Source organism: Roseburia sp. TF10-5, assembly GCF_003462365.1.
Lineage (GTDB): Bacteria > Bacillota > Clostridia > Lachnospirales > Lachnospiraceae > Roseburia > Roseburia faecis.
In genome coordinates this window covers 325,497-343,380 of sequence record NZ_QTYW01000001.1, presented here as the reverse complement: position 1 = coordinate 343,380, position 17,884 = coordinate 325,497, and the positions used below count along the sequence as shown (strand labels likewise).

The following is a 17,884-nucleotide window of genomic DNA, read 5'->3' as shown; positions in this document are numbered from 1 at the left end:
AAAAAAGGTTATAATAATCATTAATTGCTCGAAATTATTCGAAAATAATAAATGTTTAACGTAGTGGGAGTATTACATGGATAAGTTGGTAGGGTTTGCCCGGAAGAAGCGACTGGGCGATCTGCTTGTGGATGCAGGAGTCATTTCGCAGGATCAGCTGGTAAAAGCGTTACAGGTCCAGAAAACAGAAAAACAGGGAGAGCGTCTCGGAGTGGTACTGATAGATCTGGGGTTTACAGACGAAAAACAGATCGTAGAGGCACTGAAGGCACAGCTGAAAATACAGAGTGTCGATCTGTCAACCCTGCGCATCCCGGAGGAAATCATCCGGCTTTTGGACGAGGCAGTGCTGCGGAAGTATAATCTGATTCCGTTTAAGTTCAATGAGAAAAATCCCAATCTTTTGTGCGTGGCAATGAGCGATCCGCTGGATATCCGGGCGATGGACGATGTTTCCATCATTACCGGGTGTCAGGTGGAGCGTTTTGCTGCGACCCCGAGTGATATTGCGGCAGCCATCGACCGCTACTATGGTAATGCAGAAGCCCTGCGTGTGGCAGAACAGTATACAAGGGAAAAGCAGGAACAGGCAAAAGCCAGGGCAGCCCTAGATCCCGGGAGTGGAAACGATGAGAACAATGTTCAGCAGGCACCGATTGTCAAACTGTTAGGACAGATCATCGAGCAGGCAGTCCATAAGAGAGCCAGCGATATCCATATCGAGCCGATGGAAAACCAGGTGCGGATCCGGTTCCGTGTGGATGGCGTGCTGCACGAAGCCATGCGGCACGACATCAGCCTGCATGCAGCACTGATTGCAAGAATCAAAATTGTCAGCGGACTTGACATTTCCGAAAAGCGCCGCCCACAGGACGGTCGTGCGACCAGCATTGTGGACCGGCAGGAATACGACATCCGTGTGTCCGTGCTTCCGACCGTCTATGGGGAAAAGGTCGTTATGCGTCTCGCACAGAAAAAAGCACTGACATTGGACAAGCGGGATTTGGGATTCCCGGAGGAAGAATTAAAAAAATTTGACCACATCCTAAGCCATCCGAACGGGCTTATTCTCGTCACGGGACCGACCGGAAGCGGTAAGTCTACGACATTATATACCGCATTAAATGAATTAAACGTAGAAGGCGTCAATATCATCACGGTAGAAGATCCGGTTGAGGCAAACTTAAACGGGGTTAATCAGGTACAGGTAAACGAAAAGGCGGGACTAACCTTTTCCTCGGCACTGCGTTCCATCCTGCGTCAGGATCCGGACATCATTATGATCGGGGAGATCCGTGACCAGGAGACCGCAGAGATTGCGGTAAAGGCGTCCATTACCGGACATCTGGTGGTCAGCACCTTACATACAAACAGTTCGGCAAATACCATCACCCGTCTGGCAGATATGGGAGTGGAAAACTACCTGATTGCGGATTCCGTGGTCGGGGTAATCGCCCAGCGTCTGGTGCGCCGGGTCTGTCCGGCATGCGGAATTGTCCGGGAGGCAACCGCAGGGGAGAAAAAGATACTCGGCATAAAGGATCCCGCCAGACGGATCAATGTCCGCACACCGGGGCACAAAGAGTGTGTCCGCTGCGGTGGAACCGGATACTATGGAAGAATCGGTATTTATGAGATTATGCCGGTCACGGCAGACCTGCGGCAGGCGATCAACCGTGGGGAGAATGCGGACGTGCTCGAGGAGATCGCATTAACACATGGCATGAAAACACTCCGCATGAGTGCCATTGATTACGCACTGCGTGGAATCACTACCGTCGAGGAAGTGCAGCGTGTGGCATACGATGACGAAGAGGATTAAATAAAAAGGGAAGGGAAGGCAGCAAAACAGATGGAATTGTCAATGTATACGCTTCTTTCGATAGCAAAAGCACATCATGCGTCCGACTTACATATTACCGTGGGGGTACGGCCGAAGTGCAGGATCAGCGGAACACTTTATGAAATGGACGGATTTGAGAGACTGACACCGGCGATGACCAAAGAACTGGTGGAATCCATGTTTAACGAAAAACAGAAAAAAACCATGGAAGCCACAGGGGAAGTGGACTTCGCCTACACGGATACGCGTGTGGGACGGTTCCGTGTCAACGCTTTCCACCAGAGAGGTTCCTATGCGGCTGTACTGCGTATCGTGGCAAGCGATATCCCGACACCGGAGGACCTCGGGGTGCCGGAAGCTGTCCTTGGGCTGACAAAGAAAAAGCGTGGGCTTGTCCTTGTCACGGGACCGACCGGAAGCGGTAAATCCACCACACTGGCATCTTTGATCGATGTCATCAATAAAGAACGGAACGAACATATCATTACACTCGAAGATCCGATCGAGTATTTACATAAGCATAACCGGTCCATCGTAAACCAAAGGGAGATCGGGCTGGATACCGATTCCTATGGAAATGCGCTCCGTGCGGCACTCCGTGAGGATCCGGACATCATCCTTGTGGGGGAGATGCGAGACTTTGATACGATTTCCACTGCCATCACGGCAGCAGAAACCGGACATCTGGTATTCTCCACCCTGCATACCATCGGTGCGGCACCTACCATTGAGCGTATTGTCGATGTGTTCCCACCGCACCAGCAGAACCAGATCCGCTCGCAGCTGGCATCGGTTCTTGAGGCGGTAATTTCCCAGCAGCTTCTGCCGACGATCGACGGGAAATCCCGTGTGGCGGCATTTGAAGTCATGCTCGGTACCCCGGCGATCAAAAACCTGATCCGGGAGGATAAGGCACACCAGATTCCATCCATCATGCAGACGAGCAAGAAGATTGGCATGCAGACGATGGATGATTCCTTATTCAGCCTGTACCTGAAACACAAAATCGATGCGGCAAATGCCGTAGAGTATGCACAGGATACAGGAAACATGCAGCAGAAGCTGTTTTAAAAAGGAGTTAAGACATGGCAAGTTATAAATACGAAGTGGTCGGGGCCGATGGAAAACCAAAAACCGGCACCATCGAGGCCGTGAACATGGAAGTCGCTTCGGCAGAACTCAAATCCGGCGGCAACACCATCGTTTCCATCACAAGAGCCAACGCATTTAACAAAGATCTCGAAATCCATATCGGAAAAGCCGTCAGCGTCCGCGAAATGAGTGTATTCTGCCGCCAGTTTGAGAGCGTATTAAATGCCGGTGTGACCGTCGTCGAGGCACTCGACATGCTATCCGAGCAGACCGAGAACAAACAGTTTGCCAACGCAATCGCAGAAGTGCGGGATTCCGTACAGCGCGGGGAGACCCTTGCCGTTGCGATGGCGGAGCACCCGAAGATTTTTCCAAACCTCATGGTGCAGATGGTTGCCGCCGGGGAGTCCTCCGGTGGTCTGGATAAAGCATTCAGCCGTGTGGGAAGCCAGTTTGAAAAAGAAGCCCACCTGAAGGGACTGATTATCAAGTCAGCGATTTATCCGGTCATCCTGATTCTTGTTATTATCGTTGTCGTAGCCATCATGATGATTAAAATTGTGCCGACTTTTACCGAACAGTTTGACGAAGTCGGCGGAAAACTGCCGGGCATCACGCTTGCAGTCATGGCAGTCAGTGATTTCTTTGTGCACAGCTGGTATTTTATTATCGCCATCATCGCCGGCATTGCAATATTTATCCATGCGTGGAAAAAGACAGAGGGCGGGGCACATATGTTAGGAAAATTTATTCTAAAGGTACCGCTGGTCGGTCCGCTCAGCATCAAGACGGCATCCTCGCGCATGACGCGAACACTGTCCACACTGATGGGTTCCGGTGTCCAGCTGGTGGATGCACTCGGGCTTGTGACCGAGATGATGGGGAATGCCGTGGTTAAGCAGGCATTAAAAGATGCGACCGAAGAGGTCAGCCGTGGAATCCCACTCTCGAAGCCACTGGCAGATTCCGGGGTCTTTCCACCGATGGTCTACCACATGATAGAGATCGGCGAGGAAACCGGTAATATGGAAGACATGCTCGACAAAGTCGCGGCATATTATGATGAAGAGGTGGAGTCGGCGACCGAGGCACTGCTTGCCGCGATGGAACCGCTCATCATCATCGTGATGGCAGTTATTGTGGTGCCGATCGTCCTTGCGATCATGATGCCGATGTACAGCCTGTACGACAGCATCGGAGCCTGACCGCAGGCAGAAGAAGGGTTGTTACATGTCTGCCATGAGACATGTGATGATAGATACATAAAAAATATATTCAAAAAGGAGAACAAAGGGTATGAAGAAGATTATGGAACTGCTTCAGAACATGAAGGCAAAGAATGAAAAGAAGGATAACAAAGGTTTCTCTCTCGTAGAGTTGATTATCGTTATCGCAATTATGGCAATTTTGGTAGGTATTGTTGGTACACAGGTAATTCCGTATATTAATAAGTCAAAAGCAGAAAAAGATCGTCAGTTGGTAAATAGTTATTCTACGGCTGCAGTTTCTGCATATTCAATGGTTGCAGGAGAATTATCTAATGCTGCAGATAATACATTAGATATTTACACTGGAACCCCAACTGCTGATTCAACTGAAGCAAAGATTGTAGCTCAGGTAAAAGAATTAACTTATAGCACATGGAATGACGTTAAGGATAAATTTAAATCAAAAGATGCCAAAAACGCAACAGACGTTGAAGTCGTTATTAATCCTACTACACATAAAGTTACAGCTACTTTAAAAGGTGCAGATGGTGCAGCTAACTTAACTGTTGAATCTGATTTGTAAAATAAAAATAGGAGAAACAAATGCTAACCCAACTTACGATTTTTCTTTATATTGTTATATTTTTATACGGAATCGTCATCGGCAGTTTCTTAAACGTGCTGATCTTCCGCATCCCGAAAAAAGAGAATATCGTGCAGTCTTCGCACTGTATGAACTGCGGGCGTAAGCTGGGCTGGCGGGACATGGTTCCTGTATTTTCCTACATAATTCTTCGGGGCAGATGCCGGCAATGTGGTGCTAGGATTTCCATACAGTACCCATTAATCGAGGCTTTAAATGGTGTGCTGTATGTGGTCGTTTTCATGGCGGGCGGTTTCACGTTCAGCAGTGTGCTGTATTGCCTCATGACATCTGCCCTGATTGTCATTGCGGTCATCGATGAGAGAACCTATCAGATACCGGTTTCCCAGAACCTGTTTCTGGGACTGCTCGGTATCATCATGACCGTGTATGATTTCCGGCATATCCTGTCCCATATCATCGGGGCAGTCGTTGTCAGCCTGTTTTTGTATGGCCTGTATTATTTCTCCTCCGGCAAAGCAATCGGTGGGGGAGACATCAAACTCATGGCATATGCAGGCCTGCTTTTAGGCGCAAAAAACATTATTTTTGCATTTATTCTTGCATGCATTCTTGGCTCCGTCATCCATACCATCCGTATGAAAGTAAGCAAGCGAAACAACCTGCTTGCACTCGGTCCGTACCTTTCGGCAGGCATATTCATCGCCGCACTCTGGGGCAGCCGTTTCTGGACCTGGTATCTCGGCATGATGGGCATTTATTAAAACATGGCATGAACTGCTACGTATGGCATAATTAAAAAAGTAAAGTTTTTCTTATTCCTGTGGCGAATTTTGAACATCCTTCCTATTCGCCATCTAAATTTTACATCACAACATAACGATGGAAAATGTATGAAAGCCAATTAGCACACGCGATTTTTCTCAAGGGTTAGAGGCCGTTAGAATTTTGTCAGTACCCAGCGATTCCCGTACACGGATGTACGGGAAAGGACGACATGAGCCCGGATGGCGAATGTCGTCCGGTCGCGTCCGGCACGCAAAATCTTTCGCCAAAATTCTTACAGCCTCTTCCTGAAGAGAATATGAGCGGGGGATAATTGTCTTTCATACATTTTCCAGCACAACTGCTAGAAAATATAAAGGAGAAAATGAAAATGGTCAAAAGAGTAGTAAGTATTGAGGCCGGTGTATGGTGGACAAAAGTCGCACTGGCCGATTACCGCAAGAAAAATCCGCCGGTACATAAAGCCTTTGCGTTCCGTACTCCGGAACATGCGGTGGAAGATGGCTATATCCGCGACAAAGAAGCGTTTGCATCGGCATTAAAGACGGAACTAAGCAGACACGATATCCATGAGAAGGAAGTGGTATTTACCCTTTCCTCCTCTAAGGTCGTTACCCGCGAGGTTATGATCCCGTTTGTCAAGGACAATAAGATCATGGGAATCATTGAGGCACAGATCCGTGATTACTTCCCGATGGATGTGAGCAATTACACCATCAGCTACAGCAAGATGGACGTGGAGGAAGAAGACGGAAAGAAGATGCTTAAGCTGCTTCTCGTTGCAATTCCGGATAATCTTTTAAACAACTATGTGACCTTTGCCGAGCTGGCAGGGCTTAAGGTGGAGACGTTTGACTATATCGGAAACGGAACGGTACAGCTTTTGTGTGACAGTTTTCTGGAAAATGCTGTGGTCGTGCAGTTGGAAGAACAGGCAACGGTTATCAGTATTCTGGAAAATAAAAAACTGGTCTTTCAGCGTGTGACACCGTATGGCTATGGAGCAACGATCACAGCGGTGATCGACCATCCGGTGCTTGGCATTGACGATGAGGAGAAAGCACTTGATTTCCTTTTAGACCACAATGTGATATACAACCGTCCGACGGTTCCGGAGATGGGAAACCAGGAGGAGATGAAGCGCCAGCAGGCTCTGGCAGAAGAGGCATATGAGGATCTGGCAGAGTCCCTGCGGTATCATCTGCGCATTGCAAACACGGCGGTTGAGTATTATCAGAACCAGGTCAAACAGGAATTTGTCGGGAATGTCTATCTGGTTGGCGATGGTTCCCGTTTTGCAGGCATGCACAAACTGTTTGCACAGGAGCTTCCGCTTCCGCTGCAGGAAATTGATTTCACGAAGGTCATTGATTTACGGAGCGGAAAAAATAAGGCGGCTGAGGGGATGGTAACACCGGATGCGGCATCTTCCGGGACGAGACCGAAGGCGGCAACGGCTGTCGGTTTTCTTTCGGTCATCGGTGCGGCGGTTCATCCGATTGATGCCAGGCCAAAGGACATGCTTGTGGCAGATTCCAAAAAGAACGACCTGCACACGGCATATGTGATTCTGGCGGGGGCAGTACTGGTAAGTGTCCTGCTGATTCTCGGTTCTGGTGTGCGTCAGCTGCTGGCTTATCGTGAGCACCGCAGCCTGACCAAACGGATCAATGATCTTTCCTATGTGCAGGAGACGTATGACGATTACGCGCGGGTACAGGCGGAGGAACAGGTGTATGAGAAACTGGATCTTGCCACCATCACGAAAAATGAGCAGTTGTATCCGCTGATCATGCAGCTGGAAAATGAACTTCCGACAACCATCCATGTAAAAAGCATTCAGACGGATGGTTCACTGATAACACTGAATATGGAGGCAGACCGGAAAGTTACGGTCGGACAGATGCTTTTGAATTTTGCGGATGTGACGCTGCTTGAAAATCTTTCGATTCCGTCCATGTCGGAGGAGTCTGATGAAGACAGCGGCACGGCGACGTGGACGTATACGTTAAATGCTTATTATACCGGTGCATTTCTCGGGGAGGACGGACATCTCATAAAAGAAGCGGTTCCGTCTGCGGATACCGATGCGGATACCGATACAGACGGCGTGGAAGGAGAGGAGCAGACCAATGAATAGAATTAAAATTTCAGATTCCGACAAGCGGCTGCTGCTCATTTTCTGTGCGATTGTCATAGTGGCATGTTCGTATTTCTTTATTTTCAGTAAGGGAATGAGCAAGGCAGCGAAGATTGAAGAACAGAATACGGCCGATCAGGCAAAAGTGCAGCAGATGGAACAGATGGAGGCAGGACTTCCGAAGGTAAAAGAAAATATCCAGCGGATGGTAAAAAAGCAGAAGACGATTATCAGTACGTATCCTTCTGCAATGACAACCGAGAAGGCTATTGAGTCGTTACAGGCGTATGAGGATAACAGCAGCGATTTCCATATTACGGACATTACGTTTACCATGAACCAGCCGGTTGCTGTGGATGTGCAGACCGATGGCACGGACACGGCCGCAGGAACGGATGCTTCTTCCACTACCGCATCGGATGCAGAGGCATCTTCTGCATCCGAAAGCCAGAGTGAAGAGAGCACACAGGGGGCAGACGCAGCAGAACAGGAAACGGCAGGACCGGAGCCAAAAGAGGTCCGGGGATATTATGCTTCTATCGGTATCCGCTATGAGGCAGGCTATGCCGGGTTAAAGGAAATGATTGCTTATGTCAACAATTTTAAGGATCGTACAACGATTTCACAGTTTACGGCAAATTATGATGATTCCACCGGAAAATTAAACGGGGAGATGACACTGAATATGTATTATCTGGAGAACACCGGAAAAGAGTATGTTCCACCGGTATTCCCGAATATGTCAAAAGGTGTGATGAGTATTTTTGGCAGAAGCACATCGCTTGAAACTGCACCGTAAAACGGATGGGAAGGAGGTCCGCAGATGAAGAGACAACCGAATAACAATGGTGGATTTTCCCTGCTGGAAGTCATCCTTGCCATGGCAATTCTTGCCATTATTTCCATTCCGCTGCTGTCTTATTTTACGCAGTCCATGAAGTACAATGCGATGATGGCGGACAAACAGCACGCAACCAATCTGGCGCAGGAAGTGCTGGAGGATTTAAAAAACCAAAAAGAACTGGCACAGATCAAGGATGTGGGGACAGGCTTTCGTGTTCCCTATCTGGAAGGAAAGGGCTATACCCTGCTCCTTGAGACTCCGGCGGCTGCCCCGGCACCGGCATTTCAGGCTAAGAATGTGTACTACGCATCGGCAGGCATTTCCGGCAGGGCGTATGATGTCGAGGTTTCCGTCAGTACGGCTGCAGCTGAAAATGACACCAATATCCCACAGATCGAAGGGATCGATGACACAAAAGATGTTGTGGCACTGGAACATAACCAGCTGCAGGAAGCAATGACGTATTTTTCGGAAAAAAATATGACATATGCCGCTGCACATCCGGGGACGCTTCCGCTTGGGGATAGCGAACTGCAGGCGAAGATGAAGCGGAAATTTTCGGTCACGGCAGACAGCACGCATGTCCGGGTGGCATGCAGCTATACATGTGGGGAAACAGGCGATGAGGTATTGGGCATAGATCCTTCGGAAGTATACGAATGTAATGAGTTTGCAGAGGAAGACATCCGTGATGTGAAGCATATTTACCTTATGTACCATGTGGCACAGGACAGCGATACGATGGAGGTTGCATACGCTGCCGGTGTGAATCCCAAGCTGGTGTTTGTATGCCAGAATATTGCGGATGTCAACAGCATTAGACCGGATTATAAGATGACGGTGTTGCCGCAGGGATGCCCGATGCCGTCTGTGGCATCAAACCTTGGCAACAAGTCGTATCCGGATGATCCGGCTGCGGTGACCAACAAGGGAGCAATTTATCAGGACAGCTTTAAGCTGCCGGCTGGGTCAGTTGCCCCTCTGGTGGCAAGCAGCGGGGGAGTGCGAAAGGTCGATCTGACGGTCCGTGTATATAAGAAAGGCAAGGGCGGAAACAATCCGGATAAGGAAAAGTACCGTTATATTACGGTCAGCACGTCGAAAGGAGAGTAGCGATGAAAGGAAACCGGTTCAAACAGGATAACCGTGGTGCCTCCCTGCTTGCCGTACTGGTTCTGATGGTTGTGGTAAGCCTGATTGCCGTGGTGATCACGAAGATTACGATTGTCAATATTGAGATGAAGGAAGTGGAACGCGGCACGAAGAAAAATTTCTACAGTGCGGATGAACTGATGGATAATCTGCGTGCCGGTGCAAGGGAACTTGCAGAGCAGTCACTGGAGAAAGCGTATGCGGATGTCCTTGAAAATTACCTGACGTATTCTGCTTCCGGAGGGGACGTGCAGAAAGTATTTGCCACCAGATATATGGACGGGCTGCAGAAGCAGTTTGCAGAAAACCACACAGATCCGGCAGTTGGTGCGTCGGATACCATGGACGCTTCCGGCAATGTGGCATACCGGGTTTCCGGCTATGATACGGATACGGTAAAAAGCTGCATCAAAGAAGCCGCAGACCAGGGATGCTATATCCCTGCCGCAGATCCAAAATATGAGGTGGATTACGGTGCAGGGACGTTTACGTTAAAGGGTGTGCAGATCCGGTATAAGGATGCACAGGATTATGAGACAACGATCAAAACCGACCTGGTGTTTTCCACTCCGAAGATGAATTTCTCCGGCAGGGGGCAGGTGCAGGAGTTTATGCGTTATGCGCTGATAGCCGACAGACAGATCAACATCGGGGCACAGAATGTGACAGTGGATGGCAGTGTGTATGCCGGGGCAGACGGAATTTATGCGTCCACGGGCGGAAACGGTACGATCAAGGGGAAGACGGTTCTTACACGCGGGGATATCGTGACGGAGAGCGGATCAGACCTGACGGTCGGGGACGGTGGTTCCTCGATCTGGGCGGAAAATATAAGGACATCGTCTGCCGGGACAAACGGTGCTTCTTCTATCCATATGAACGGAAATATGTATGTGGCGGATGATCTGGAACTGGCTGGCAGGGGGAGCTCCGTGACTTTGCAGGGCAATTATTACGGCTATAATTTCCAGAAAAATTATGGCGCACAGGATCCGGATTCTGCGAAAAAGGCGGAGTTTAGCAGTGCCATGATGGTCAATGGAAAAAGCAGCCATCTGGATATCAAAGGGCTGAATTACCTGCTTTTGGCAGGGCGGACGTTTATTTCACGAAAGCTTGATGCCAGTAACGAGGATATTCTGATGGGCGAGTCCATCTCCGCGCGGACGAACCAGCTGGCATATTATGTTCCACAGGAATATGTGTTGGGAGATGGCAGAAGTCTGGATCAAAAGAAGTATGCGGCATATACCGGAATCAGTGAAAGTACGCTGAAAGGATATTTAAACAGCAGCCGGCAGGTGGTTCCCTATTATTTTCCGGGTGGGGTCTATTATTACCTGAATTTTAATTCGGAGAAGTCTGCGAATGACTTTTTTTCCGATTATTATGTGAACAATCAGGGGAAAACGGCACAGTATGCCAATATCTATCTGGATGAGGATGCATTGATTGTGGATTCCAATACGATTATGACGTTTTCCGGGGACATTTTAAAACGGGCGGCTTCTGCAGATATGCTGGAGGTTGGAACGTATACGATTGCGCCGGACAACTGGAAAGACAGCAGTGGGTTATACTGGAAGTACTGTTCGAAGCTTGCCGTGCGCTATAAGTCGCTGGAACTGGGACTGACGGATCAGGGGCAGGGAGTGACCGAAGACAATGTCCGTCTGACATCTACGGATGCCAGTGGGCATGAAGTGATTGACAAAACGGTAAATCCGCTGTTTGACTATCTGATTGACCGGAGTGCATTTACCACAGAGGTGGAGAAACACAAGGCATCCCCGACGGCTTCGGAAACGGTGTATTCCCCGGCCGCAGATGTATACCTGATTGAAAATACCGGAACTTATGCACTTCCAGCTACGGTTACAAAGGGAATTGTCATTGCAACCGGGGATGTCAGGGTGTCCGGACAGTTTGAGGGAATGATTATTTCCGGTGGGGTGATCTCTTTTGATTCCAATGCTTCGGTACGGGGAAACAAGCTTTTGGTTTCCCAGCTGTTTACCGAGGACCAGAAACGGGATACTCCGCTGTTTTCCCAGTTTTTCAAAGGCTGTTCTTCCCTTGCGGCATCAAATATTTCCGGAAACCTTGATCTGGATTCTTATTTGAACTATGATAATTGGAAGAAGAACGGGTAAGGGGTGTGCCAATGAAGAAACGAAAACTTTTGGGGCAGAATGGAATTACGCTCGTTGAAATCATTATCGTTATTGCGATTATTGGCATTCTTGCAAGCACGTCTGTCATGATGATCGGGCATCTGCACTATGCCAATACGCAGAAGGTGGTAAGGACGCTGGATTCTTCGCTGGATGCGCTTCAGGTCAGGACGATGAGCAAAGCCGGCAGTTCTTATCTGTATATTTACAAGCTGGACAATGGATATTATACGCGTGTCCTGTCCGATAATCTGGGCAGTTTTGACGATACAAAGCTGACATCTGACGGGACGAAGCTGTGTAATAATACAATTAAAATCCGTAAGGACAGCAGCACCGGGGAGGAACTGACAGAACCGGGTGCCGGTGGGACATTTATTAAGATTGCTTATAAGAAAACGGCATTTTATGACGATTGTACAAATGTGAATGCCATTTATATTGATGGTGTCCCGGCATACACAATCCGGCTGGTGAAAGATACCGGCAGGCATTTTACGGAGCAGTAACTTTTTAAAGGGGGTGGCAGTGTGCCGAACGATCATAGGGGAATTACGCTTGTGGAACTGATTATCGCGATTGCAATTTCAACGGTTATTTTAGGCGCTGCAACGCTTTTCCTTGGAATGGCGCACAAAAATTATAACCACGCGTCTGCGCAGATTGATCTGCAGTCGGAGTCACAGATTCTGATGGAGCAGATCGGCATGTGGGTGATGGAAGGAAACCGGGTGGAGGAACTTGACCCATCCGTGTCCGGTGTCCGTGGGATCGCCATTTATACGATTCCGAACACCCCGTCGGTAACCAATCCGGCAGGTGCCGCAGCCCCGGAGGCTGCAGGCAAGCGGGTGATCTGGATCTCTGCAGGTGGAAAGAAATTATATACGAAGAAAATGGCTGTGGCAGATCCAAAAACCGATACAACGGTGATTTCTGCAGCTACGGATGAGGTGCAGGAAAATCTGATCGGCGAATATGTTACGGCATTTACCGGCACAGTAAATGCTTCCACGGAAAAGGCATCCGTTGCGGTTTCTTTTGACATGCAATATCTGGAACAGAAGTATACGATACAAAATGAATTCAAGCTGAGAAATGTACTCAGGTAAGGAAGGGGCGTTCGTATTGAAGATGGTAAGATGGCATCGGCAGAAAAAAAATAACGGAAACAGGAATAAAAGAATTGCATCCGCAGTCTGTATGCTGGGGGTGCTTGTTGTCTGTCTTGGGGTTGTCGGGTACCGGAATAAATTAAAGGCGGATGAGAAACTTCCGGTGATGACAAGAGGGGTCGTTGACCAGATAGAGCAGATTCCGGAGTCGAAGCGCAACATTTACGATGCGAATGCCGCAGCGGCAAAGCTTGGAACCAAGGAAAACCCGTTTCTGATTCTTGAAATTGTGCCTTATGAAGAATACGCAGAGTTTGGATACCAGATCAGTGGATGTGAACCGGTAAATGTGGAAGAGATGCGTTATGGGGATGGGGATCTTACAACGGTTACATCCATAACCGGTGCAAAATACGAACAGAAAAAGGCTTATTTTTTCCCGGATGAGCCGGAAGGGGACATTTCAAAATATTCTGGAAATATGCGTGTCTGTGATGATGGCATGAAAGATGCAGAATATACCGGATACTATGAGCGCGTCAAAGATGGGGAAGGAACGTTTGTCCAAAAAATTGTAAAAGGGGAAGACGGAAATGAAAGCTTATCGTTTGTCAGACAGGATCATGGAAATATTATCTGGCATACAGTAAATGATTTCGAAAAATCGGATGATAAAGATCAGACATTTGATGAAAGGACGGATCGTGAACTTACCAATGAGGGCGACCGGATTTATACAAAAAGAAAAAGTACCGGTGATAAATCAAAGGATAATATCAATGTAACAGAGAATTACTATCTATATAAAAACAATGATTATTTTTTAAAGGACAGTATCGGCTGTAAAACACAGGAGGAAGCAGACAATTATTCGGTGATTATTAAAACGATTACACCGGAAGAGCTGAATGCACAGCCGAAATGGGCAGATTATGCGGATCTGTATGTGGTTTCCCCAAAGGTACATTCCGGGGGTGATAATATCAGAAAGATCTGGAAAAAACACAACAGGTACGGAAAGCATTCGTCTGTTTCTTCGTATACGAATGGATTTAATGGATCGAAAGATATCAGCTGGGATGTTGCCGTGAAAATGTACCAGAAGATTAATCAGGAGGAGAACTATGCTCCGATCTTTATGGATTCCGGAGTGTATATACCTTCACAGGGATCTTTAAGTGGGGGAAAATCGGTTACGTTTCATATTCTGGACTGGAATATGAACCCTACCATTTATACATATAATGATACCGGCTATAACAATAATATGTATAAACTGGCAGTGATGCTGTTTTCCATGGATTCAGAACTGTTTGAACGCCTGTATCTGGATGGCGGAGAGGATGCGCTGATTCAGACGGAGAAAATTGACGGGGTTGAGACGGGGGTGTTTACTGCACAGACAGGGGATGCACGGGCATACTGGTCGAAGTTTACGTTCCTTCCGTCCGATGTGGATGGACGTGTGATTGGTGAAAACTGGTACCATTACTGGACGAAGCCGGACAAATGGGAAACATATAAAACCGCAGGAGAAATTACATCCGATGAAAATCAGGGATATTTAAATGGCAGACTGTTTGTGTTTAAGGGGGATAAAACTTCCACACAGGATTTTGGCACGGGAACAGTTCCGGCATCGGATCCGAATTCTAAGTTTACGGATTTTAAGGAGTTTACGGGAAATGATCCCAAGGCGACACCGGCAGATGCAGTCCGTTATATTCTCGGATATAAAACATCAAAGGATCATGTGGATGGAGAACTGCGGATATTGGATATTGAGCCATGCTATGACCGAAAGAACGGATATTCGCTGAAAAAAAGTTATATCCAGCTTATGATTCCGAATTTTATCGGGGATATTAAGATTACCCATATGACTACGGCAGAGTTTATTGGTTCCACGGAGGATCTAAACAGCAAGTACAACATGATTTATCTTGGGCTGGATCAGGGCGCTTACAATCTGGTAGAAAAGGATGTAACCTATAAAGATGCAGATGGCAACGTGAAATGGATCAAAGAGAATCAGACGGTGTGGAATGATACTTCCATGAATGGAAAAATATATTTCCATACCGGAGATAAAATGACCAGTGCAGAGTATAGCAGGTCAGACGGCATAAGCCGTTCGGTCAAGTTCCTGTGGGCTGGAAGCGGAAATAATGTTATAGAGGATACGACACTCCGTTTCCCGGGAAATGACATTACAAAGATTAAGAAAGCGGAACTGGAGAACTTTTTACATGCCGGTTATCCGGTTGTTGCGGTTGATGATCTCTATTGCCTGTCCGATAAAATAGATGCCGGTTCAAACCTTGCAGATCTGGTCAGGGAGAGTAAGAAGGAAAAGAAAACCATTTACCAGACGTCAGATACCAGTGGGCTGATTGCAAAGGTAAAAGAGGTCTGTCCGAAAATTACGTTTACAAAACTGCCAAATGAATATCAGGGAACGACTTCGTCTGGGGGGAAAAATGATACGTCTGTTTCCGTAGATGACAGTCAGGCAAATTATCTAGATGTGGACGGTTTTGGCAGATCAAAACTTGATTTTGGTTTTCAGGTGACGGATGTGCCATCCGCACAGTATCAGTGTAAAGTTTATATTGACCAGAATCAGGATGGTAAATTTGAAGAGGGGCTGGCAGATGTGGATGGCTCCGGGGATACGGATGGTTCGGATGATACAGGGGAAGTTTATTATGAGGGAGATGTTTTTACGGCAGGAGACGGGGAACAGAACATTACACCGGTAAAACTTTCCAAACTGTACTTTGGGCTGATTCAGTGGAAGATTGTTGTATACCGCAAGGATAATCCGGACATTCATTTTACACGTACCGGCTGCTCGGTTGCAAAAAACCAGACCGGACAGAAACGGGAGATTAAGGTGCTTCAGATTATGCCGGATACGGATACTAATAATAAGGGGTATCTGAATCTGGAAGAAAATACGCTGTTTACGAAATATTATAATGCATTGAATGATTATAAAATTTCCGTGGTAACGACTACGGTTTCTGATTTTCAGAAGAATTATTTCGGGGAGAAGTTTGTGTATGATTATTCCAGGGATATTTCAGCCCAAAAAGGAAACGAAAATCCAGTTAAAATGTCGAAAAAACAAAAGGAACTGTATCATACATACAATATGTTTATTCTGGGATTTGGCGATACGTTCCATAAGGTGAATATGTCGAATAAAAAAGGTGCGATTGATTTCCTGAAATATTTTATCGCCTCTGGAAAAAGTGTTTTGTTTACGCATGATTTTACTTCTATGCATAATGTGAACAGTGGGGATTTCGGATATTCTGCCAATACATATCTGCGTGATGTCATGGGAATGAACCGGTATAAAGCTGTGAGTGGGAAACTGACCGAGAGCGAACGAAAGGAACTGCTGGCTTATCAGGCGAAACATAAGTATGATACAATGACCCAGACAACCGTTGGCAGTGACGGTACACTTTCTACAACGGCACTTGGTAATACCCAGGGATTTACTTACTATGCCATGAAACGTCTGGGATGGGAAAAGAAAAATACGGATCAGATCATCCCATACCGGTATATGATCAGAAGTTATAAAAAAGATGAATATATCTGTGGCGTGAATAACAATAACGTGAAATTGACAGGATTTAACAATAATAATGACCTGACAACGCGTGCAACGAAGACAAATACGGGACAGATTACGGAATATCCGTTTAAAATTGACGAAACACTCAAAATTGCATCAACGCATGGGCAGTGGTATCAGCTGGACATGGAAGATCCGGAAGTTACGGTCTGGTACTGCCTTTCGGATAATGAGAACGGAGATCCGTGTGCATGGGCAGGTACGGATTCAAACGGAGATGGAACCGGTGCCACCTATGGGGCTTCCCCGAATGATGCAGCCAATAATTATTATATTTACAGTAAGGGAAATGTTTTTTATTCCGGAGTAGGTCATTCTACGGTAGATGGAGATATGGAGGCAAAGCTTTTCATTAATACGATGATTGCCGCATACCGTACCACATATGAGCCGCCAATGGTCGAGATCCTGAATGAAGAGGCGGAGCTTTTAAAAGAGGAGTCCGGAAATGGAAGTGATCCAAATCTTGTGTATAAGATGAACTGGATGAAAGAATATGGAAATAACCTTGACGGCACTAAGGAAAAAATCCGCTTCAGCCCGGTCGAACTGAATACCGTCAGAACGAAGCTGACCTGTTCGATCCAATACAAGGATGGAACTTATGTAGATAAAATTTATAAAAAAGACGGAACGGTGATTGAGGGAAAAGCAACAAAGGAGAATCCTAAAAAATATGTGTTTGAAAACCTGAAAAATATGAGTGAGTATTACTTTATTTATGATACGACAGGGGAAAACAAAAAGAAGGAAGGGGATATTGTTTTTGAAATTTATAACAATAAGTCCAAAAATCCGGATGGAACACCAAGGGTGGGAAAAACTACTGTGAAAATGGAATCACAGAATTTGTTTTTGCTTGATTAGTATGGGGATTTAAGAAAAGACACACAATGTGAGAGAGTATCGCATTGTGTGTCTTTTTTATGATGGTCACAGGTAAAATACGTTTTGCAATTACATATTATGCAGTATACGTAAAGTTTTCCTTGCCAGGAAGGTGGGGATATGCTATGGTAAACATATCTTTTTTCAGTGGCAGTTTCTGCCGGAAATCCCATTTGTTTTGTTGCATAAGTGAAAGATGTGAACTTTAATGTGCCTTTGACGGTCAGGGTTTGACAGTCAGGTTTTGACAGTCAGGTTTTGACGGTCTGAGTTTGACGGTCAGGGTTTAACAGTCTGCAATTTTTGTGCGTTGAAATAAAAGCAAAAACCACATATAATATAAGGAGAACATTTGGAAAAAGAACAAACGAAAAATCAACAGGAGA

12 protein-coding genes are annotated in these 17,884 nt (G+C 46.7%); all 12 read left to right on the top strand.

The annotated features are described in order from the left end of the window. Positions 1-76: 76 nt before the first annotated feature. The 12 genes from DXD06_RS01740 (at position 77) to DXD06_RS01685 (ending at position 17,477) form a co-directional block, all read left to right on the top strand. Positions 77-1,822, top strand: a complete 1,746-nt coding sequence (locus tag DXD06_RS01740) for a GspE/PulE family protein (RefSeq protein ID WP_117830412.1) — start codon at positions 77-79, stop codon at positions 1,820-1,822. Between the two features lie 30 nt (positions 1,823-1,852). Further along, on the top strand, positions 1,853-2,914 hold the full coding sequence (locus DXD06_RS01735; protein WP_199535187.1) for a type IV pilus twitching motility protein PilT: 1,062 nt from the start codon (positions 1,853-1,855) through the stop codon (positions 2,912-2,914). A gap of 14 nt (positions 2,915-2,928) precedes the next feature. Further along, entirely contained in the window at positions 2,929-4,140 is a 1,212-nt protein-coding gene (locus DXD06_RS01730; RefSeq protein WP_117830411.1) for a type II secretion system F family protein, read from the top strand. Positions 4,141-4,231: 91 nt separating this feature from the next. Then, the gene (locus DXD06_RS01725) at positions 4,232-4,726 is read left to right on the top strand and encodes a type II secretion system protein (protein ID WP_243000820.1); all 495 of its coding nucleotides are present in this window, start codon (positions 4,232-4,234) and stop codon (positions 4,724-4,726) included. 20 nt (positions 4,727-4,746) lie between these two features. Beyond that, a complete protein-coding gene (locus DXD06_RS01720) occupies positions 4,747-5,511 on the top strand; it encodes a prepilin peptidase (RefSeq protein WP_117830410.1) in 765 nt (254 codons plus the stop codon). Positions 5,512-5,903: 392 nt separating this feature from the next. Next, positions 5,904-7,673, top strand: a complete 1,770-nt coding sequence (gene pilM / locus DXD06_RS01715) for a pilus assembly protein PilM (protein WP_158569459.1) — start codon at positions 5,904-5,906, stop codon at positions 7,671-7,673. Next, a complete protein-coding gene (locus tag DXD06_RS01710) occupies positions 7,666-8,472 on the top strand; it encodes a hypothetical protein (RefSeq protein WP_117830408.1) in 807 nt (268 codons plus the stop codon). The genes pilM and DXD06_RS01710 overlap by 8 nt, the downstream gene beginning before the upstream one ends. A 24-nt stretch (positions 8,473-8,496) precedes the next feature. Beyond that, complete coding sequence (locus DXD06_RS01705; protein WP_117830407.1) at positions 8,497-9,630, top strand: type IV pilus modification PilV family protein; 1,134 nt, start codon at positions 8,497-8,499, stop codon at positions 9,628-9,630. A gap of 2 nt (positions 9,631-9,632) precedes the next feature. Further along, positions 9,633-11,822, top strand: coding sequence for a hypothetical protein (locus tag DXD06_RS01700; RefSeq protein WP_117830406.1), 2,190 nt, complete (start codon positions 9,633-9,635; stop codon positions 11,820-11,822). Between the two features lie 11 nt (positions 11,823-11,833). Further along, positions 11,834-12,352, top strand: a complete 519-nt coding sequence (locus DXD06_RS01695; RefSeq protein ID WP_022046085.1) for a prepilin-type N-terminal cleavage/methylation domain-containing protein — start codon at positions 11,834-11,836, stop codon at positions 12,350-12,352. Between the two features lie 21 nt (positions 12,353-12,373). After that, positions 12,374-12,955, top strand: a complete 582-nt coding sequence (locus tag DXD06_RS01690) for a PulJ/GspJ family protein (RefSeq protein WP_117830405.1) — start codon at positions 12,374-12,376, stop codon at positions 12,953-12,955. A 22-nt stretch (positions 12,956-12,977) separates the two neighbouring features. Then, a complete protein-coding gene (locus tag DXD06_RS01685) occupies positions 12,978-17,477 on the top strand; it encodes a DUF5057 domain-containing protein (RefSeq protein ID WP_243000825.1) in 4,500 nt (1,499 codons plus the stop codon). The last annotated feature ends 407 nt before the right edge of the window (positions 17,478-17,884 follow it).